We start from the raw sequence: 17,102 nt of genomic DNA, 5'->3' as shown, positions 1-17,102 counted from the left end.
CGCGAGCGCTCCAGCGCGTCGCATCAAAACTGATTCATGCGATGCGCTTTAGCTTTTTTCGTGCAGGCCGTCATCCGGAACCGCTGCCGCCCCTTGCAGATCACGCTCCGGGGCAACACCGTCCTATCAGACGACGGCGATATCGTCAGGCATGCCTGTCCAACGCACGGCGCTGTGCTCCATAAACTACGGATATTGTGCGCCGTTCGTCTTGGTATAGATCGAATAGACCGAACGGGTCGCGGTGATGAACAGCCGGTTCTTCTTAGGGCCGCCGAAGGTGAGATTGGACACCGTCTGCGGCACCTTGATCTTGCCGAGCAGCGTGCCATCGGCCGAGAAGCAATGCACACCATCACCCGCGCTTGTCCAAAGGTTGCCGCCGATATCGAAACGAAAACCGTCGGGATGGCCGGCATCGAGGCTGCAGAAATAGCGGCTGTTGGCAAGCGTTCTGCCGTCGACGACATCAAAAACCCGGATGTGGCATGGCACTTCGTGTTTGCCCGAGCCGGAATCGGCGATGTAGAGTTTCGTTTCATCGGGCGAGAAGGCAAGGCCGTTCGGCTGGATGAAATCTTCGACGACGGCGTCGATTGCGCCGCTTATCGGGTCGATCCGGTAGACGTTACGGGTCGGCTGTTCGGGCTCGGCTTTGTGGCCCTCGTAGTCCGAGAGGATGCCGTACGTCGGATCGGTGAACCAGATCCCGCCGTCCGAATGGACGACAACGTCATTTGGCGAATTCAATCTCCTGCCCTGGTAGCTGTCGGCGAGGACGGTGATGCTGCCATCGAATTCGGTGCGGGTGACCCGGCGGCCGCCATGTTCGCAGGAGATGAGCCGGCCCTGTTTGTCGCGGGTATTGCCGTTGACATAGTTTGAGGGCGAGCGGAAGACGGAGACCGTCCCATCCGGTGTCCAGCGCATCATGCGTTCGTTCGGGATATCGCTCCAGAGAAGGCAGTTCAGGTCGGAAAACCAGACCGGGCCCTCCGTCCAGCGGCAGCCGGAATAAAGCTCATCGAGGGCGGCGCTGCCGATAACCAGAGCGGCGAAACGTTCATCGCGGACCTCATAAAGCGGATTGTCAGCCACGCCAGTTCCTCCCTGAATGCTGCTGTCTTTCTCCTAGCGACAAATCCTCCCAGCGACCAGAGCGCGGCAGCGGGAAATGTGAGGGCTCGGGTTTTCTCAGAGAGCGGCGACCGGATGCGGCGAGCCGTCGTAAGCACCCCAGATCGATTGATCGAAACAGATGACTGAGCCGGTCATCAGGCCGGATTCCGCCGATGACAGGTAGGCGCAGGCGCGCGCCACTTCGTGTGGATCGACGAGCCGGCCGAAGGGCTGATTCGCCGCTGCCTTCTCCAGCCAGTCTGCAGGTGCATCGTGATATTCGCGCTGAATGCGATCCTCGCCTTCGGAGGCCATCCAGCCGATGTTGAGGCCGTTGACGCGGATGCGGTTGCGCAGCAGCGCATAAGCGGTGTTCTTCGTCAGCGTTTCCAGCGCGCCCTTGGAAGCGCAGTAGGCGGCGATGAAGGGCTGGCCGGCTTTAGCCGACATCGAGCCTATATTGACGATCGTGCCTTCGATCTTTTCGCGGCGCATGACCTTCACTGTTTCCTGCATCAGGAAAAACGGCGCCCGCACATTGACGGCAAACATGGCGTCGAAGAGTTCGGGGCTGGTGTCGAGGATGGTGCCGCGATCGGTAATGGCGGCGGCATTGACCAGCGCGTCGACACGACCGAAGGCCTTGTCGCATGCGTGGACGACATTCCTCGCGTCTTCGACCTGGCCGAGATCGGCTTTGACATAGACGGCTCTGGCGCCGGTCGCCGCTGAAATCTCCGCGGCCTTCGCCTCGCCCTTGGCTTCGTTGCGGCCGCAGATGACGATGCCTGCCGCGCCGCGTTCGGCGAAGAGACGGGCGATGGTTGCGCCCAAGCCCTGCGTACCGCCGGTGACGATGGCGATCTTGCCGTCAAGTCGGCCGTGATCCGTGCTCATGTAATTCCTCCTTAGTGATGATGTGCGAATGCCTCCCGCGATGCGGGAGGCTCTTAGATTGGTGCCGTGTGGCCCCCTCATCCGCCCTACGGGCACCTTCTACCCTCGGGGAGAAGGTGCCGGCAGGCGGATGAGGGGGCCTCTATTTCTACTTCAGCTCAACTTCTTCCGCGCCTGCTCGGCAAGCGCTACCTTGAAGGTCTCGTCGCTCCAGCCTTCCCGCAGCGCCTCATGCATCAGCTGCGCCTGCGTCTTCGGCGCCAGCCCGCCGAGCGGCGGGTCGCGGTCGAGATTGGTGGGGAAGGAATAACCTTCGGCGCAGGCGGCGACGGCGTTCGCGATTTCGTCGGACGAGAGCCGGTCTTGCAATGCCTTCAGGGCGGGGAAGAGCGTGGCGCTCATCCTCTCGCGATTGACGGTCTCCATGGCCCGTCCAAAGGCGGAGGAGACCTGCAGGAGGTTGGCGACACGCTTTATGTCGGCCGAACGGTTGGTGCCAGCGGCGTGGAAGAGGGCGGGATTGAAGAAGACGACGTCGCCTTTTTCGAGCGGCAGCTGGACGTGGTTGGCCTCGAAGTAATCCCGGAACTCCTGGCGCTTCAGCGCCAGATAACCCGGTAAATAGGTCTGGCTGTGCGGCAGGAAGAGCGTCGGACCGCTTTCGAGCGGCATGTCGCAGTGCGCGACCGCGCCCTGCAGCGTCAGAACAGGCGAGAGCCGGTGAACATGCGCCGGAAACTGCTCGATAACCTTCGATGACTGGAAGCCGAGATGATAGTCGCGATGGGCCGACTGCGCCGCACCGCCCGGATTGACGCGGTTGACCTGCGCCGTCATCTGATAGCTCGGCCCGAGCCAGGCTTCGCTTGCGAGCGCGATAACGGCGTTGCCGTAATATTCGGCGAAATTTTCCGGATCGGCGAGGCAGTGTTTTTCCAGCGAATTCCAGATGCGATCGTTGGCGCCAGGCTTGGCGAAATGATCGCCGCCGCCGGTCGAGGTGCGGTGCTGTTCCTCGATGATGGCATCGAAAATCGCGCTGGCGCGGTCGATGATGCCGATGTCTTGATAAGCATGTTTGAAAACGACGACGCCTGGGCCTTCGCCGAAGGCTTCGCAGATTTCGGCCAGCACGAGGCGTTTGCCTTCGCCGGTTGCCGCCGCCGTTACCTTGCGGCTGTCATAGATCAGCACGTTCTTCTCGACGGCTGAAGCTGTGGGGTAATCGGCAAGCGCGGTAGTCTTTTCCGCAAGGCGGCGAAAATCGTCGAGATCGCAGGCATCTTCGCTGAGCCAGACTCGGTCGGCGCGCAGTTTCTGCTGATTGTCGGTCTTCATGATGGCTCCTCCTCTTTCGCTGAAGGCACTATACGCTGCGATACCGGGTGATGTAGATCAGAAATCCATCAAAAAACCATCAAGGGGATTCTATGGCCCATCCCTTTCTCGTCAAGGACATCGCCTTCCAGGCGGGACTGAGCACCGCCACCGTCGACCGGGTGCTGAACGGCCGGCCGGGTGTGCGTCAGCAGACAGCAATGCGGGTGAGGGCGGCGATCGCCGAACTGGAAAAACAGCAGGGCGGCGCGATGGGCAGTGGGCGAAAGCTGGCGATCGATATCGTCATGGAGACGCCGCAGCGGTTTAGCGATGCAGTGCGCGCCGCTTTCGAGGCCGAGATGGCGGCCTTCCTGCCCGGCGTTTTCCGCTGCCGTTTCCATTTTGCCGAGGTGATGAAGCCGGCCGAACTGGTGCAGATTCTCGATCGTATCCGGCTGCGCGGCACGCATGGCATCGTACTCAAGGCGCCTGACGTTGCCGAGGTGGCCGCGGCCGTCGCGCGGGCGGATGCGGCCGGCATTCCGGTGGTGACGCTGGTGACCGATCTGCCGAATTCGTCCCGCATCGCTTACGCCGGCGCCGACAACCGGGCTGCGGGAGAGACCGCCGCCTATCTGATCGGCGAATTCCTCGGAACTGCCGGCGGCAAGGTGCTGGTGACGCTGTCGAGCGGGCGGTTCCGCGGCGAGGAGGAGCGCGAAATGGGCTTTCGCCGCGTCATCCGCGCCCATTATCCCGCAATCGGCATTGCCGAAATCAGCGAAGGGCACGGCACCGATACCGCCACGGGAATGCTTGCGGCGGCAGCACTTGCGGCTGATCCAGCCATCAATGCCGTCTATTCGATCGGCGGCGGCAATCGCGCGGTGCTGGCTGCCTTCGATGCGGCAGAGCGTCCCGTCCGCGTCTTCGTCGCCCACGATCTCGATGCCGATAACCGCGCCCTGCTTGCCGCAGGCCGTATCGGCTTCGTGCTGCATCACGATCTCAGAACCGATGCCCGCTCGGCCTTCAGGGCAATCATGAGGCGGGCACAAGCACCGGGGCGGGCCGTTCCAGCTTCACTTTCTTCCGTCGAAATCGTCACGCCCTATAATATGCCCACGCCCGGTTGAGCCAATTGACTTCCTTCCACGCTGAGTTCGGGCTACAGCTTCGGAACGGACAAAGGTGAGCGGCATGGATTACAGCGACGTCAGCACGATTGCGGCCTGGGTTACGGAGCAGGGACTGAAGGGTGCTTCGGAAGCGGAGCTCATGACCGGCTTCTGCGCGGCCTGCCGCGATGCCGGCCTGCCGCTCGACCGCGGCATGGCGCTAATGGACACGCTGCACCCCGTGCATGAGGGCAGGGCCTTCCGCTGGGACAGCGTGGAAGAGATCGAAACCGAATTCGAGTATGGCCCGACGGGCTCGGGCGAAGCGGCTGCGACCTGGCAGCGCTCGGCCTTCTATTATCTTTGGTCGGGCAACGAGCGGGAGGTCCGCCGACGCATCGGCTTCGGCGATCCGATCGATTTCACCATGCTCGACAAGATCGCCGAAGCTGGTAATACCGATTTTGTAGCAATGATGCATCGTTTCAGCGAAGCCGGCACGATCGGTGAGATGGATTGCTTCTTTTCGCATTTCGCAACCAAGCATCCCGAGGGTTTCTCGGAGCACGATATCGCCATTCTGCGCAAGCTCGTGCCGGTTCTCGGACTGGCGATCAAGTGCATTGCGCTCGGGCGCATCGCCCGCACCATCGCGGAAGTCTATCTCGGCGAGGATGCGGCGCGGCAGGTGATGGAAGGCAAGATCAGCCGCGGTAAATCGGAGCGGATTTCGGCTGCGCTGTGGTTTTCCGATCTGTTGAACTACACCAAGATTTCGGATCGCGTGCCGCCGGAGGAAATCATACCGCTGCTCAACGATTACAGCGAGGTAGCGATCTCGGCGATCCATGAGGCGGGCGGCAACGTGCTGAAGCTGATCGGCGATGGTGTACTCGCCATCTTCAAAGGCGAAGTGCCGGCCGAGACCTGCCGGGCGGCGCTGAGGGCGGAATCGCTGCTGCGGGAAAAACTCACTAAGCTGAATGCCGCACGCGCCACCGACGGCCGGCCGACGACCGATGTCTATATCGGTCTGCATATCGGCGACGTCTTCTACGGCAATATCGGCAGTCAGGACCGGCTGGACTTCACCGTCATCGGTCCCGCCGTCAACGAGGTCAGCCGGATTGCCTCCATGTGCCGCTCGGTCGACCTTAACCTGCTGATCTCCTCCGATTTCGCCGCGGCAATACCGGCGGAAGAGCGTGCCGCGCTTGCCTGCGTCGGACGTTATGCGCTGCGCGGCGTGCAGCGTGCGCAGGAACTCTACACGCTCGACAGCGCCCGGCTAAACGACTGACATTTTCACGAAACCTTCAGGCTTACCGCAACAGGCCCTGGCCGCCGTCGATCCAGATCGGCGTGCCGGTGATGTGCCGGGCGCGATCGGAGGCAAGGAAGAGGATGGTTTCGGCAACATCCTCGCTTTTGCCTGCCTTTCCGCCGGCAATCGGGATATCGCCCTGCGGCCAGATGACCGGCACCTCCGTCTCCTCGCGACGGCGGCTGTCGGTATTGGCGCTGATGTTGGTCTCGATCTCGCCAGGGCAGACGGCATTGACGCGGATGCCGTGCCGGCCGAGTTCCAGGGCGAGCTGCTGCACCATGGCGACCTGGCCGGCCTTGGTTGCCGTGTAGGCGGTGGCACCCGGCGTCGTAAAGGTGCGGGTGCCGTTGATCGAGGAGACGACGACGATCGAACCGCCACGGCGCTTCAGGTGCGGAACCGTCAGGTGCAGGGTCAGGTAGGTGCCGCGCAAATTGACGGCGATGGTCTTGTCCCATTCATCCGGCTTCAGATCGTCGATGGGCGCCCAAACCCCATTGATGCCCGCATTGGCAATGACGATGTCGAGGCCGCCGAAGGTGTCGGTGAGCTTCTTCACCGCGGCTCTCATTTGCGTTTCGTCGCTGGTGTCGGCCGTCAAGGCGATCGACTGACCGCCGGCGGCTTTGATCTCGGCGCAGGTTTTTTCGACTTCGTCGGCGGTGCGGCTCAGTGCGGCAATTCTTGCTCCCTCGGCAGCAAGCCTTAACGCAGCCGCTTTGCCGATACCGGAACCGGCACCCGTCACCAGTGCGATCTTTCCCTCAAGCTCCATGGTCGGCCTCCTTGACCTTCTGCCGATAGGCAATGTTCGACGCGACCGTTGGTTCCCGGCAGCAGCGGACGCAGGGCTATCTCAGGAGCGCTTGTCGCAAGGCCCATTTTTCCGGCCCGTGGACGGCGGCGAAGAGCAGGCCGGCGAGGAAGGTGAAGTGATCGACGAAGAAGCCGAATTCGGCCTGGTTCTGTTGCCAGTGGGACGGTCCGTGGAAGGCGAAGGCAAGGAAGATCACGTAGATGCCTGCCAGCAGGCTCGCCTCGGTGAAAAAGGCGCCTGATATGAAGGCAAGGGCCAAGGCGATCTCGAAGAAGGCTGCGACCCAGGTGAGGAAGGTCGCCATCGGAAATCCGGCGGCAGCGATATAGCCCGCCGTGGCGCCGATATCAGCGAACTTGAAGCCCGCTGCCATGAAGAAAATGAAACTGAAGATGATGCGGGCGACGATGACTGCAATTGCTCTGGCCATTCCGAAATCTCCTCTTTGAGTTTCCATTATGACGGATGAGGCGCCCAATCTCCGACAGGGCGATTAAAAAAGGCCGCTTGCGTGACCCTTCCACTCTCACCACTCGGCAAAGCTCCCGTCGGCGTGCCGCCAGATCGGGTTGCGCCAGCGATGGCCCTCCTTGGCGCGCTCGATGACATAGGCCTCGTCGACTTCGATGCCGAGGCCCGGCCCCTGAGGGATGGAAACGAACCCATCGGCATATTGGAACACCTCCTTGTTGGAGATGTAGTCGAGGATATCGTTGCCGGTATTGTAATGAATGCCGAGGCTCTGTTCCTGGATGAAGGCATTGTAGCTGACCGCATCGACTTGAAGACAGGCAGCGAGCGCGATCGGGCCAAGCGGGCAATGCGGCGCCAGCGCGACGTCATACGCTTCGGCCATCGCCGCGATCTTGCGGCATTCGGTGATGCCGCCGGCGTGGGAAAGATCCGGCTGGATAATGTCGACATAGCCGTCGGAAAGGACTTGCTTGAAATCCCAGCGCGAATAGAGCCGCTCACCAAGCGCGATCGGTGTCGAGGTATGATTGACGATATCGCGCAGCGCTTCCTTGTTTTCGGACAGCACCGGTTCCTCGATGAACATCAGCTTGTAGGGCTCGAGCTCCTTGGCGAGAATCTTTGCCATCGGTTTGTGGACGCGGCCGTGGAAATCGACGCCGATGCCGATATGCGGGCCGATCGCCTCGCGGATGGCGGCGATGGTCTCGACCGCCCTTTCCACCTTCTCGTTGGTGTCGACGATCTGCATTTCCTCGCAGCCGTTGAGCTTGATCGCCTTGAAGCCCCTGGCGACCACGTCTTTGGCGTTGTTGGCAACGTCGGAAGGACGGTCGCCGCCGATCCAGGAGTAAACCTTGATGCGGTCGCGCAGCTGGCCGCCGAGCAGAGAATGGATCGGCTGGCCCAGCGCCTTGCCCTTGATGTCCCAGAGCGCCTGGTCGATGCCCGAGATCGCGCTCATATGGGCCGCGCCGCCGCGATAGAAGCCGCCGCGATACATCACCGTCCAGTGGTCCTCGATCAGGAAGGGATCCTTGCCGATCAGGTAATCTTCCAGCTCATGGACGGCGGCCTCGACGGTCAGCGCGCGGCCCTCGACGACCGGTTCGCCCCAGCCGACGATGCCCTCATCGGTCTCGATCTTCAGAAACAGCCAGCGCGGCGGAACGATATAGGTGGTGAGTTTGGTGATCTTCATCTTAGGTCTCAATCTCTTCTCGGATTTGCGATGGGACAGCGTGTCCACGGCCTCTCGTGATCGATCATTTCGTCCTGCCGATCGCCTTCTCGGCGGCAGCAAGGTCGCGAACCGCAAGGTCGAGCATGCGATTTGCGCATTCCCTCGCGCCTGTTTTGTCGCGCATACGCAACGCCTCAACTAGCTCGCCGTGAACGAGCACCGCATCCTCGCGATTCTCGACGGCGATGTTGGAAGCGTGCAGCGCGTATTTCAGGGCGGCGTGGATGGCGCTCGACAGACGGCGGAACACCTGGTTGTGGCTGGCGGTGAGCAGCACCGTATGAAACATCACGTCGGCGTCGGTGAAGCTTTCCGGATCGCCGGCGCTGTCGCGCATCTGCCGCCAGGCCTTGTCGAGATCGGCGATCTCCTGGGCGCTGGCACGTTCGGCGGCATATTCGGCGGCGGCCGGTTCGATGGTGCGGCGCGCTTCGAGAATGCAGCCGAGCAGGTCGAAGTCCCTGATGTAAGGTCCCATCCAGTCGAGCACTTCGGCGTCCAGGATGTTCCATTCATCCCGGTCGCAAACGGTCGTCCCGACCCGCGGCTTGCCGCGGACGAGCCCCTTGGATTCAAGGACTTTCAACGATTCGCGGATCACGGTGCGGCTGACTCCATAGAGTTCGCAGAGGTCGTTCTCGCGGGGCAGCGGCGAGCCCGAGGGATAGCGATCCGCGCAGATGTCCTGAGCGATCGCTGCCGTGACGTTGCGGCGTACGCGGGGCCGGCGTTCGCTACCGGAGCTTTCCGTTCGGCCCTGTTCCTCGGTCGATTCCAACTTCACCTCTCCGCAATCTCTCCCAGGCAGCAACCGAACCTGATTATCCGAATTCGGTCCGCTTTGCGACGGGTCCATCGGGCTCCCATGAGTGCCCTATTATTCCAATCATCATACATTGGCAATTGACTGGTATGATGATTTAACATAATTCGGTGGATGCTGCCTGGGAGGCAGCTGCTCGATTTCAGAGTTTAGGGAGAGAGACATGCGCTTGTTCAAAGCAGCCATCCTGGCTGGCACTTTCGCCATTCTGGCGGCCGGCTCGGCATTTTCCGCAGACGTCAAGATCGGTTTCATCGTCAAGCAGCCGGAAGAGCCGTGGTTTCAGGACGAATGGAAATTCGCCGACCAGGCGGCCAAGGAAAAAGGCTTCACCGTCGTCAAGATCGGCGCCGAAGACGGCGAGAAGGTTCAATCGGCGATCGATAACCTCGGCGCGCAGGGCGCTCAGGGCTTCATCATCTGCACGCCTGACGTGAAGCTCGGTCCCGGCATCGTCGCCAAGGCCGAAGCCAACCAGCTGAAACTGATGACGGTCGACGACCGTCTCGTCAGCGCCGACGGCAAGCCGCTGGAAGAGGTGCCGCATATGGGTATCTCGGCCACCAAGATCGGCGAAACCGTTGGCCAGGCGATCGTCGATGAAATCAAGAAGCGCGGCTGGGACATGAAGAATGTCGGCGCGATCCGGGTCTCCTACGATCAACTTCCGACCGCCGTCGACCGCGTCGAGGGTGCGATCTCGGTACTGAAATCCGCCGGTTTCCCGGCTGAGAACATCTATGATGCGCCGCAGGCGAAGACGGATACCGAGGCAGCGCTCAACGCCGCGACCACCGTTCTCAACAAGCATGCCGACGTCAAAAATTGGGTCGCTTTCGGCCTCAACGACGAAGCCGTTCTCGGCGCCGTTCGCGCTTCGGAATCGGTTGGCATTCCGGCGACAAACGTTATTGGCGTCGGCATCGGCGGTGCAGAATCGGCGATCAACGAGTTCAAGAAGCCGGCAGCGACGGGCTTCTTCGGAACAGTCATCATCTCGCCGAAACGTCACGGCTATGAGACGGCGCTGAACATGTACGACTGGATCGCCAACGGTAAAGAGCCGGAAAAGCTGACGCTGACGTCAGGTTCGCTGGCGCTACGCGGCGATTACGAGAAGGTCCGCAAGGAACTCGGCATCGATTGATCATCGCTCAAGATGAGACGTCTCCGGCGGCGGCGTAAGCGTGCCGCCGGAACCTTCGGTGGGGTGATGATGGCTTTTCTCGAATTCAAACATATCTCCAAGGGCTATCCCGGCGTGCAGGCACTGTCGGACGTCTCGTTTGCCGTCGCGAAGGGCGCCGTCCACGGCCTGATGGGCGAGAACGGCGCGGGCAAATCGACGCTGATCCGCGTGCTGTCGGGCGATCAGGCCGCCGACGCCGGCAATATTCTCATCGACGGCGAGGAACAGAAATATGCCTCGGTTCGCGACGCCTTCCACGCCGGCGTCATCGTCATCCATCAGGAACTGCAGCTCGTTCCGGAGCTGACGGTGGCTGAAAATCTCTGGCTCGGGCGTTTTCCCGCCAAGGGCGGGGTGATCCAGGCCAAAACCCTGATCGAGACGGTGCGGTCGAAGCTCGATGAAATCGGCATCGATGTCGATCCGGCGGCCAAGGTCGCTTCACTTTCGATCGGCGCGCGGCAGATGGTCGAGATCGCAAAGGCCGTCATGCTCGAGGCGCGGGTGATCGCGCTCGATGAGCCGACCTCCTCGCTCTCCTCGCGCGAAAGCGAAATCCTGTTTTCACTGATCGAAAGATTGAGAGCGAAGGGAGCGGTCATCCTCTATGTTTCGCACCGTCTCGACGAAATCTTCCGGCTTTGCGACAGCCTGACGGTGCTGCGCGACGGCAAGCTTGCTGCCCATCATCCTGAGATCGCCGCCACGACACGTGAACAGATCATCTCGGAGATGGTCGGCCGCGAGATCAGTGATATCTGGGGTTGGCGCGAGCGTCCGCTCGGCGACATCCGACTGGAGGTCACGGGCCTCTCGGGGGCCAAGCTTCGCCATCCCATCAGCTTTTCAGTTCGCCGAGGGGAGATCCTCGGCTTTTTCGGCCTGATCGGCGCCGGCCGCAGCGAGATGGCGCGGCTGCTCTACGGCGCCGACGCGAGGCATCAGGGCCAGGTGACGATCGATAGCGTCGCCGTTTCGCCGAACGATCCGAAAGCGGCGATCGACGCCGGCATGGTGCTTTGCCCGGAGGATCGTAAATCCGACGGCATCGTTCAGGGGCGGTCGATCGAGGAGAATATTGCGATCTCGTCGCGCCGGCATTTCTCTCCCTTCGGGGTTCTGAACCCGAAGAAGGAGGCGGCGCTGGCCGATCAGTTCATCGCCCGGCTGCGGGTGCGCACGCCATCGCGCAAGCAGGACATCATCAATCTTTCGGGCGGCAACCAGCAGAAGGTCATTCTGGGCAGGTGGCTTTCCGAACAGGGCATCAAGGTTCTGGTGATCGATGAGCCAACGCGCGGCATCGATGTCGGGGCGAAGTCGGAAATCTATGAAATCCTTTATGAGCTGGCGGCCGACGGCATGGCGATCGTGGTGATCTCAAGCGAGCTGCCCGAGGTCATGGGAATCTCCGACCGCATCATGGTGATGTGTCAGGGCAGGGTGGCGGCCAATGTCGCCCGCCCGGATTTCGACGAGCGCGGCATCCTGACGGCGGCACTCCCCGACAAGAATGCCGCAGGCATCATGTAAGACTGGGAACACGGACGATGACTTCGTTGAAAAAAATCCTTCTGGGGGAGCAGGGGCTGGTGGTGATTTTCGCCGCCGCCTTCGTGATCGTCTCGCTCTTCGTTCCGAACTTCCTGACCGAGCGAAACATGCTTGGGCTGCTGCAATCGGTCGTCACGATCGGCATCGTCGCATGCACGATGATGTTCTGCCTGGCTTCCCGGGACTTCGACCTTTCCGTCGGATCGATCGTCGCTTTCTCCGGCATGGCTGCGGTGATGGTCTCGAACGCGACAGGCTCCATTCCCGTCGGGTTGCTGGCAGCCCTGCTCTGCGGCGCCGTCGTTGGCCTGGCCAACGGTATCGTCATCGCCCGGTTCCGCATCAATGCGCTGATCACGACGCTTGCGACTATGCAGATCGTGCGCGGGCTGGCGCTGATCGCGTCGGATGGCCGCGCCGTCGGCATCAACGATCCCGCCTTCTATCAGCTTGCCCTGTCGCGTTTCCTCACCGTGCCGACTCCGATCTGGATCATGCTCATCCTTTTCTTCTTCTTCGGCTTCGTGCTCAACCGCACCGTTTTCGGTAAGAACACGCTGGCGATCGGCGGCAATCCCGAAGCTTCGCGGCTTGCCGGCGTCAACGTCGTCAATATGCGCATCTGGATCTTTGCGCTGCAGGGTCTTGTCTGCGGCATTGCCGGCATCCTGCTCGCCTCGCGCATCACTTCCGGCCAGCCGAATGCGGCGACGGGGCTCGAGCTCTCGGTGATCTCGGCCTGCGTCCTCGGCGGCGTTTCGCTTGCCGGCGGCCGGGCGGCAATGAGCGGCGTCATCGTCGGCGTGCTAATCATGGGCATTGCCGAAAACGTTATGAATCTGCTGAATATCCAGGCATTCTATCAGTATGTCGTGCGCGGGCTGATCCTGCTGATCGCAGTGCTGCTCGACAATTTGAGATCTTCGGCTGCGGGACGACGCGGATGAGCAAAGGGCATGTCGGGGACGACATCGATCTGGGCCGCGGTGATCTCTCCGTCAGGATCAGCCGCCGGGGCGCGGCCGTCACCGCCGCAACATTCCGGGGCAAGCCTTTCCTCGTTTCGACAGGTGGCCAGGATGGGACCTTCGCGAGTTTTCCCATGGTTCCGTTCGGCAACCGCGTGGAAGGCAATGCCATGACCTTTGGCGGACGCAACTATGCCTTCCAGCGAAACTACCACGATCCGCTCTACCTGCATGGCGATGGCTGGATCAGCCTATGGGAGCTGGAAGAATCGAGTTCCGAGCACGCGCAGCTCCGCTTTTGGCGCGATGCCGACAGGATCTCGCCCTATGCCTATCTCACCCGGCAAGAGATCCGCCTCAGCGGCAATCGGCTAGCGCTGACGCTCTCGGTGGAGAACAGGGGAGAGGCGGTCCTGCCCTTCGGGCTGGGGCAGCATCCCTTCTTCACACGGACGCCGGAAACACGATTGACGATCGCAGCCGACCGCTTCTGGAGCGAACGGCCGGACCATCTCCCTGATGTACCTGGTCCGGTACCCGCTAAATTCGATTTCACTTCCGGTGCGCTGTTGCCCTGGCAATGGATGAACAACGCCTTCGAAGGATGGAACGGACGGGCAGCCATCGCTTGGCCGGAACTTGGAATCCAGGCGACGCTGGAAGCCGATGATGCGCTCAATCGCTTCATGCTGTACATGCGGCTCGACCGGACAGATTTCTTCTGCCTGGAACCGATGAGCCACCTGCCGAATGGGCATCATCTGCCGGATTTCGGAGGGCTCAAACCTCTTGAGCCGGGCGAGGCTCTTTTAGGCAAGGTCACGATCGATCTGTCGGCGCTGCCGGTTCAGCCGGAGGGAAGATAGATGGGTGATCGCCTGCAGGGCAAAAATATTCTGATCACCGGCGCTGCGCAGGGTATCGGCCTTGCGATCGCCAAGGCTTTCATCAGGGAGAATGCCGCGGTCTATCTCGTCGATCGCGATGGAGCGCTGCTGGCGCATGCAGCGGGAGAACTCGCCAGCACGGGCGGCCGGGTTGGTTATCTGCCGGCCGACATTACCGATGCCGGAACAATCGCCAAGGCGGTTGCTCAGGCGAATGACGAGATCGGGCCATTGAATGCGCTCGTCAACAATGCCGGGGTCAATGTCTTTGCCGAACCGCTCCACACGACCGACGAGGAGTGGAGCCGCTGCTTCGATATCAATCTCAAGGGAGCATGGAATTGCTGCAAGGCGGTGCTGCCCGGCTTCATCGAGCGCGGCGACGGCGTCATCCTCAACATTGCCTCCACGCACGCTTTCACGATCATTCCGCACACCTTTCCCTATCCGCTTGCAAAACATGCTCTGCTCGGCATGACGAAGTCCCTCGCCCTGGAGTATGCGGCCCGCAATATCCGGGTGAACGCGCTGGCGCCGGGCTATGTCTCGACGCAGAAGGTGATCGACTACTGGAACAGCTTCCCCGATCCGGAGGCAGCGAAAGCCGAGACGATGAAGCTGCATCCCGGCGGGCGGATCGCAACGCCTGAGGAGATCGCCATGGCGGCGGTGTTCATGATCTCCGACGAATGCCCGTTCATGAACGCCACCTGCCTGACGATCGACGGCGGTCTGAGCGTGCAGCAGCATCCCGCCTGAAAGGCTTTCTATTTCGCCGATTTTTACGAGCCTGTCGTCTTCTCAGGATAGAGCGTTATATTGTCCCACCGGGAGGCAATCCAATCTCCCTCAGGCATGGAGCGGCGCCCTGCCGCTTCCTCAAAACCATCGAAACAGGAGGACGGCATGCAGATCAATCGCACGGCTTCGGCTCATTGGAGCGGCGGCCTCAAGGACGGCAAGGGCTTGATCTCGACCCAGAGCGGCGCCCTGACAGACTATCCCTACGGCTTTGCCAGCCGCTTCGAAGGCATTCCCGGCACCAACCCGGAAGAGCTGATCGGCGCTGCCCATGCCGGCTGCTTCACCATGGCGCTGTCGCTCATCCTCGGCGAAGCCGGCTTCACCGCCGAGCATATGGAAACCTCGGCCAAGGTGACGCTCGAAAGCGTCGAGGGTGGCTTCGCCGTCACTGCCATCCATCTCTCACTTTCCGGCCGCGTCCCCGGTGCAGATGAGGCGACCTTCACCGAACTGGCCAACAAGGCGAAAGCCGGCTGCCCGATTTCCAAGGCGCTCGCCGCCGTTCCGATCACGCTCGACGTCAAGCTCGCCTGATTTTTTTCCGCTATTGCCGCCAAGTGCCGCGCGTCTGATGTCGCGGCACTTTTCAATCGTGGCTCGCGCTCATCATCACCTCGTTTCGAAATTATCGCACCGCTCGCGTTACGCAGGCGGCATTGACAAGTGACGTTTGATATTTTACGACTGACGAAATTCGAAAATCGTCAGTCGTTACTCGAGGTCTCGAAGTTCATGAACGACATTGCGGAAAATACGCTCGACGTCACGCGACAGGAGAATATCACGCGGATACTCGACGCTGCCGAGCGGCTGTTCCGTCACTACGGCTACAGCAAAACGACGGTGGCAGACATCGCCCGCGATCTCGGCATGTCGCCGGCCAATATTTATCGATTCTTCGCTTCGAAGGTCGAGATCCATCAGGCGCTCTGCGGACGCATGCTCGCCACTTGCTATCAGCTCGCTTACGACATCCGCCACCAGCCGCTCAGTGCCAGCGAACGGCTGCGCCTTTATGTCGAGACCCAGTATCAATGGACGATGGATACGATGCTCGACGAGATGAAGGTGCACGAGATGATCGTGGTCGCGATCGAGCGCGACTGGCATGTCATCGAGAAACATATCGATCGCGTCCATGATCTGATTGCTGAAATCATCGCCGAAGGCATCGCCTCCGGCGAGTTCGCCGAGCACGATCCGGTGGTCGCCTCGCGCTGCTTCGGCGCGGCGACGGTCAATCTCTGTCATCCCCAGATGGTGGCGCAATGTCTTGCGAAGACCAACCGCGCTGCCGTCGACGAACTGATCGATTACGCCATCAGGGCGCTCAAGAAATAATCGACGGCAGCCGTCGTCGGTCCCCCGAAACATTCCAGGAGTGCGGAAGATGTTTTCGCTCAACACCCTCAGCAACCGCATGCCGTCCGTCGCGAACCTCGCGCTCATCGGCGTCATCGGGATCGGCCTTTCCGCCTGCACGGAAGAAAAAGCTGAGGTCAAGGAAGTTATTCGGCCGGTGAAGGTCGTGGAAATCGCCAAAGCCGACGATACCCGCAAGCTCGATTATTCGGGGTCGGTCAAGGCGCGCACGGAGATGAACCTCGGGTTTCGGGTGGCCGGCAAGATCACCGAGCGTCTCGTCGATATCGGCGACCGGGTGACGCCCGGCGACGTTCTCGCCCGCATCGATGCCACGGACTATCAGCTCGCGGTCAAGACGGCGGAGGCCAATCTCGCCGCGGCCGAAAGGGGCGTCGAAACCGCCGATCTCGCCAACAAGCGCGCCGAGCAGTTGTTCGACAAGAGCGTCGCCCCGAAGTCGCAGCTCGAACAGGCAGCACTCAGCCATGACCAGGCGATCTCGCAGCGCGACGCAGCGCTCTCGGCGCTGGATCAGGCGAAGAACCAGGTGAGCTATACCGAGCTCAAGGCCGGCCAGAATGGGATAGTGACATCGATCAATGCCGATATCGGCCAGGTCGTTGGCTCCGGCAGCCCCGTTTTGACCGTTGCCGTCGATGGTGAAAAGGAAGTGCAGATCGCGGTTCCGGAAAACGACATTGCCGAATTTAAGCCCGGTAAAACGGTCAAGGCCAGTTTCTGGGCTGATGACAGGCTGGTGCTCGACGGCAAGGTGCGCGAGGTTTCCGGCAGCGCCGACCAGCAGTCGCGCACCTTTGCGGTTCGCGTGAGCCTGCCGAACGATCCGCGGGTGTTGCTAGGCATGACCGCGACCATCGAAGCCGATGTCAACAACGGCAACAGCTATGTCTCGATCCCGCTCACTGCGCTGGCCGAAAAGGACGGCCAGCAGATGGTCTGGACGGTCGACCGCGACACGGCGACGGTGCATGGCCGCATCATCGAGGTCGCCGATTTCACCGGCGACGGCGTGCATGTGACCCAAGGCCTCGATAGCGGCGATCTCGTCGTTGCCGCCGGCACCCAATTCATGAGCGAGAACCTGAAGGTGAAGGTGCCGGAGCAGCAATCGGCTTCGGCCGATTTCGACCAGACCGTGCGTTGATCGCGCAAATCAAAGTTATTTGAGCATGATGT

17 protein-coding genes are annotated in these 17,102 nt (G+C 61.3%); 10 read left to right on the top strand and 7 right to left on the bottom strand.

The annotated features are described in order from the left end of the window. Positions 1-186 precede the first annotated feature (186 nt). The 3 genes from NXC14_RS19695 to NXC14_RS19685 form a co-directional block, all read right to left on the bottom strand. Complete coding sequence (locus tag NXC14_RS19695; protein ID WP_085779574.1) at positions 187-1,098, bottom strand: SMP-30/gluconolactonase/LRE family protein; 912 nt, start codon at positions 1,096-1,098, stop codon at positions 187-189. 96 nt (positions 1,099-1,194) lie between these two features. Continuing rightward, the gene (locus NXC14_RS19690; protein ID WP_085779573.1) at positions 1,195-2,016 is read right to left on the bottom strand and encodes an SDR family oxidoreductase; all 822 of its coding nucleotides are present in this window, start codon (positions 2,014-2,016) and stop codon (positions 1,195-1,197) included. Positions 2,017-2,169: 153 nt separating this feature from the next. Continuing rightward, positions 2,170-3,354, bottom strand: coding sequence for a phytanoyl-CoA dioxygenase family protein (locus NXC14_RS19685; RefSeq protein ID WP_085779572.1), 1,185 nt, complete (start codon positions 3,352-3,354; stop codon positions 2,170-2,172). 92 nt (positions 3,355-3,446) lie between these two features. Between NXC14_RS19685 and NXC14_RS19680 the strand changes: the two genes are divergently transcribed. Then, a complete protein-coding gene (locus tag NXC14_RS19680; protein ID WP_085779571.1) occupies positions 3,447-4,472 on the top strand; it encodes a LacI family DNA-binding transcriptional regulator in 1,026 nt (341 codons plus the stop codon). A gap of 64 nt (positions 4,473-4,536) precedes the next feature. Beyond that, complete coding sequence (locus NXC14_RS19675; RefSeq protein ID WP_085779570.1) at positions 4,537-5,754, top strand: adenylate/guanylate cyclase domain-containing protein; 1,218 nt, start codon at positions 4,537-4,539, stop codon at positions 5,752-5,754. A 22-nt stretch (positions 5,755-5,776) separates the two neighbouring features. On the opposite strand, the gene NXC14_RS19670 is transcribed toward NXC14_RS19675, so the two are convergent. The 4 genes from NXC14_RS19670 to NXC14_RS19655 all read right to left on the bottom strand — a co-directional run bounded on the left by NXC14_RS19670 (position 5,777) and on the right by NXC14_RS19655 (position 9,099). Further along, positions 5,777-6,556 (bottom strand): SDR family NAD(P)-dependent oxidoreductase, encoded by a 780-nt coding sequence (locus NXC14_RS19670; protein WP_085779569.1) that lies wholly within the window; start codon positions 6,554-6,556, stop codon positions 5,777-5,779. A 76-nt stretch (positions 6,557-6,632) separates the two neighbouring features. Continuing rightward, complete coding sequence (locus tag NXC14_RS19665; RefSeq protein ID WP_085779568.1) at positions 6,633-7,028, bottom strand: DoxX family protein; 396 nt, start codon at positions 7,026-7,028, stop codon at positions 6,633-6,635. A 96-nt stretch (positions 7,029-7,124) separates the two neighbouring features. Continuing rightward, on the bottom strand, positions 7,125-8,273 hold the full coding sequence (gene dgoD, locus NXC14_RS19660; protein WP_085779567.1) for a galactonate dehydratase: 1,149 nt from the start codon (positions 8,271-8,273) through the stop codon (positions 7,125-7,127). Positions 8,274-8,337: 64 nt separating this feature from the next. Continuing rightward, complete coding sequence (locus NXC14_RS19655) at positions 8,338-9,099, bottom strand: FadR/GntR family transcriptional regulator (protein ID WP_198175474.1); 762 nt, start codon at positions 9,097-9,099, stop codon at positions 8,338-8,340. Positions 9,100-9,301: 202 nt separating this feature from the next. On the opposite strand from NXC14_RS19655, the gene NXC14_RS19650 reads away from it, so the two are divergent. From NXC14_RS19650 to NXC14_RS19615, 8 genes are all read left to right on the top strand, one after another. Then, positions 9,302-10,285 carry an arabinose ABC transporter substrate-binding protein gene (locus tag NXC14_RS19650; protein WP_085779565.1) on the top strand — a complete coding sequence of 328 codons (984 nt, stop codon included), beginning with the start codon at positions 9,302-9,304 and terminating at the stop codon, positions 10,283-10,285. Between the two features lie 69 nt (positions 10,286-10,354). Next, positions 10,355-11,860 carry an L-arabinose ABC transporter ATP-binding protein AraG gene (araG, locus tag NXC14_RS19645; RefSeq protein ID WP_085780201.1) on the top strand — a complete coding sequence of 502 codons (1,506 nt, stop codon included), beginning with the start codon at positions 10,355-10,357 and terminating at the stop codon, positions 11,858-11,860. 17 nt (positions 11,861-11,877) lie between these two features. Further along, on the top strand, positions 11,878-12,828 hold the full coding sequence (araH, locus tag NXC14_RS19640; protein WP_085779564.1) for an L-arabinose ABC transporter permease AraH: 951 nt from the start codon (positions 11,878-11,880) through the stop codon (positions 12,826-12,828). Next, positions 12,825-13,715 (top strand): aldose 1-epimerase, encoded by an 891-nt coding sequence (locus tag NXC14_RS19635; RefSeq protein ID WP_085779563.1) that lies wholly within the window; start codon positions 12,825-12,827, stop codon positions 13,713-13,715. Before araH ends, NXC14_RS19635 begins: the two co-directional genes overlap by 4 nt. Next, positions 13,716-14,495 (top strand): SDR family oxidoreductase, encoded by a 780-nt coding sequence (locus tag NXC14_RS19630; protein ID WP_085779562.1) that lies wholly within the window; start codon positions 13,716-13,718, stop codon positions 14,493-14,495. Positions 14,496-14,642: 147 nt separating this feature from the next. After that, positions 14,643-15,074: an OsmC family protein gene (locus tag NXC14_RS19625; RefSeq protein ID WP_085779561.1), complete on the top strand. Its 432-nt coding sequence runs from the start codon at positions 14,643-14,645 to the stop codon at positions 15,072-15,074. Positions 15,075-15,272: 198 nt separating this feature from the next. After that, positions 15,273-15,881: a TetR family transcriptional regulator gene (locus tag NXC14_RS19620; protein ID WP_085779560.1), complete on the top strand. Its 609-nt coding sequence runs from the start codon at positions 15,273-15,275 to the stop codon at positions 15,879-15,881. Between the two features lie 49 nt (positions 15,882-15,930). Then, a complete protein-coding gene (locus NXC14_RS19615) occupies positions 15,931-17,070 on the top strand; it encodes an efflux RND transporter periplasmic adaptor subunit (protein ID WP_085779559.1) in 1,140 nt (379 codons plus the stop codon). Positions 17,071-17,102: the final 32 nt, after the last annotated feature.

Source organism: Rhizobium sp. NXC14 (assembly GCF_002117485.1).
Lineage (GTDB): Bacteria > Pseudomonadota > Alphaproteobacteria > Rhizobiales > Rhizobiaceae > Rhizobium.
Note: the sequence above shows the minus strand (reverse complement) of the source record. Positions and strands in the feature narration are given on the sequence as shown.

Coding starts and splice junctions, on each gene's coding strand:
- NXC14_RS19690 (WP_085779573.1), bottom strand. CDS start 2,016: ATGAGCACGGATCACGGCCGACTTGACGGCAAGATCGCCATCGTCACC.
- NXC14_RS19685 (WP_085779572.1), bottom strand. CDS start 3,354: ATGAAGACCGACAATCAGCAGAAACTGCGCGCCGACCGAGTCTGGCTC.
- NXC14_RS19680 (WP_085779571.1), top strand. CDS start 3,447: ATGGCCCATCCCTTTCTCGTCAAGGACATCGCCTTCCAGGCGGGACTG.
- NXC14_RS19675 (WP_085779570.1), top strand. CDS start 4,537: ATGGATTACAGCGACGTCAGCACGATTGCGGCCTGGGTTACGGAGCAG.
- NXC14_RS19670 (WP_085779569.1), bottom strand. CDS start 6,556: ATGGAGCTTGAGGGAAAGATCGCACTGGTGACGGGTGCCGGTTCCGGT.
- NXC14_RS19665 (WP_085779568.1), bottom strand. CDS start 7,028: ATGGCCAGAGCAATTGCAGTCATCGTCGCCCGCATCATCTTCAGTTTC.
- dgoD (WP_085779567.1), bottom strand. CDS start 8,273: ATGAAGATCACCAAACTCACCACCTATATCGTTCCGCCGCGCTGGCTG.
- NXC14_RS19650 (WP_085779565.1), top strand. CDS start 9,302: ATGCGCTTGTTCAAAGCAGCCATCCTGGCTGGCACTTTCGCCATTCTG.
- araG (WP_085780201.1), top strand. CDS start 10,355: ATGGCTTTTCTCGAATTCAAACATATCTCCAAGGGCTATCCCGGCGTG.
- araH (WP_085779564.1), top strand. CDS start 11,878: ATGACTTCGTTGAAAAAAATCCTTCTGGGGGAGCAGGGGCTGGTGGTG.
- NXC14_RS19635 (WP_085779563.1), top strand. CDS start 12,825: ATGAGCAAAGGGCATGTCGGGGACGACATCGATCTGGGCCGCGGTGAT.
- NXC14_RS19630 (WP_085779562.1), top strand. CDS start 13,716: ATGGGTGATCGCCTGCAGGGCAAAAATATTCTGATCACCGGCGCTGCG.
- NXC14_RS19625 (WP_085779561.1), top strand. CDS start 14,643: ATGCAGATCAATCGCACGGCTTCGGCTCATTGGAGCGGCGGCCTCAAG.
- NXC14_RS19620 (WP_085779560.1), top strand. CDS start 15,273: ATGAACGACATTGCGGAAAATACGCTCGACGTCACGCGACAGGAGAAT.
- NXC14_RS19615 (WP_085779559.1), top strand. CDS start 15,931: ATGTTTTCGCTCAACACCCTCAGCAACCGCATGCCGTCCGTCGCGAAC.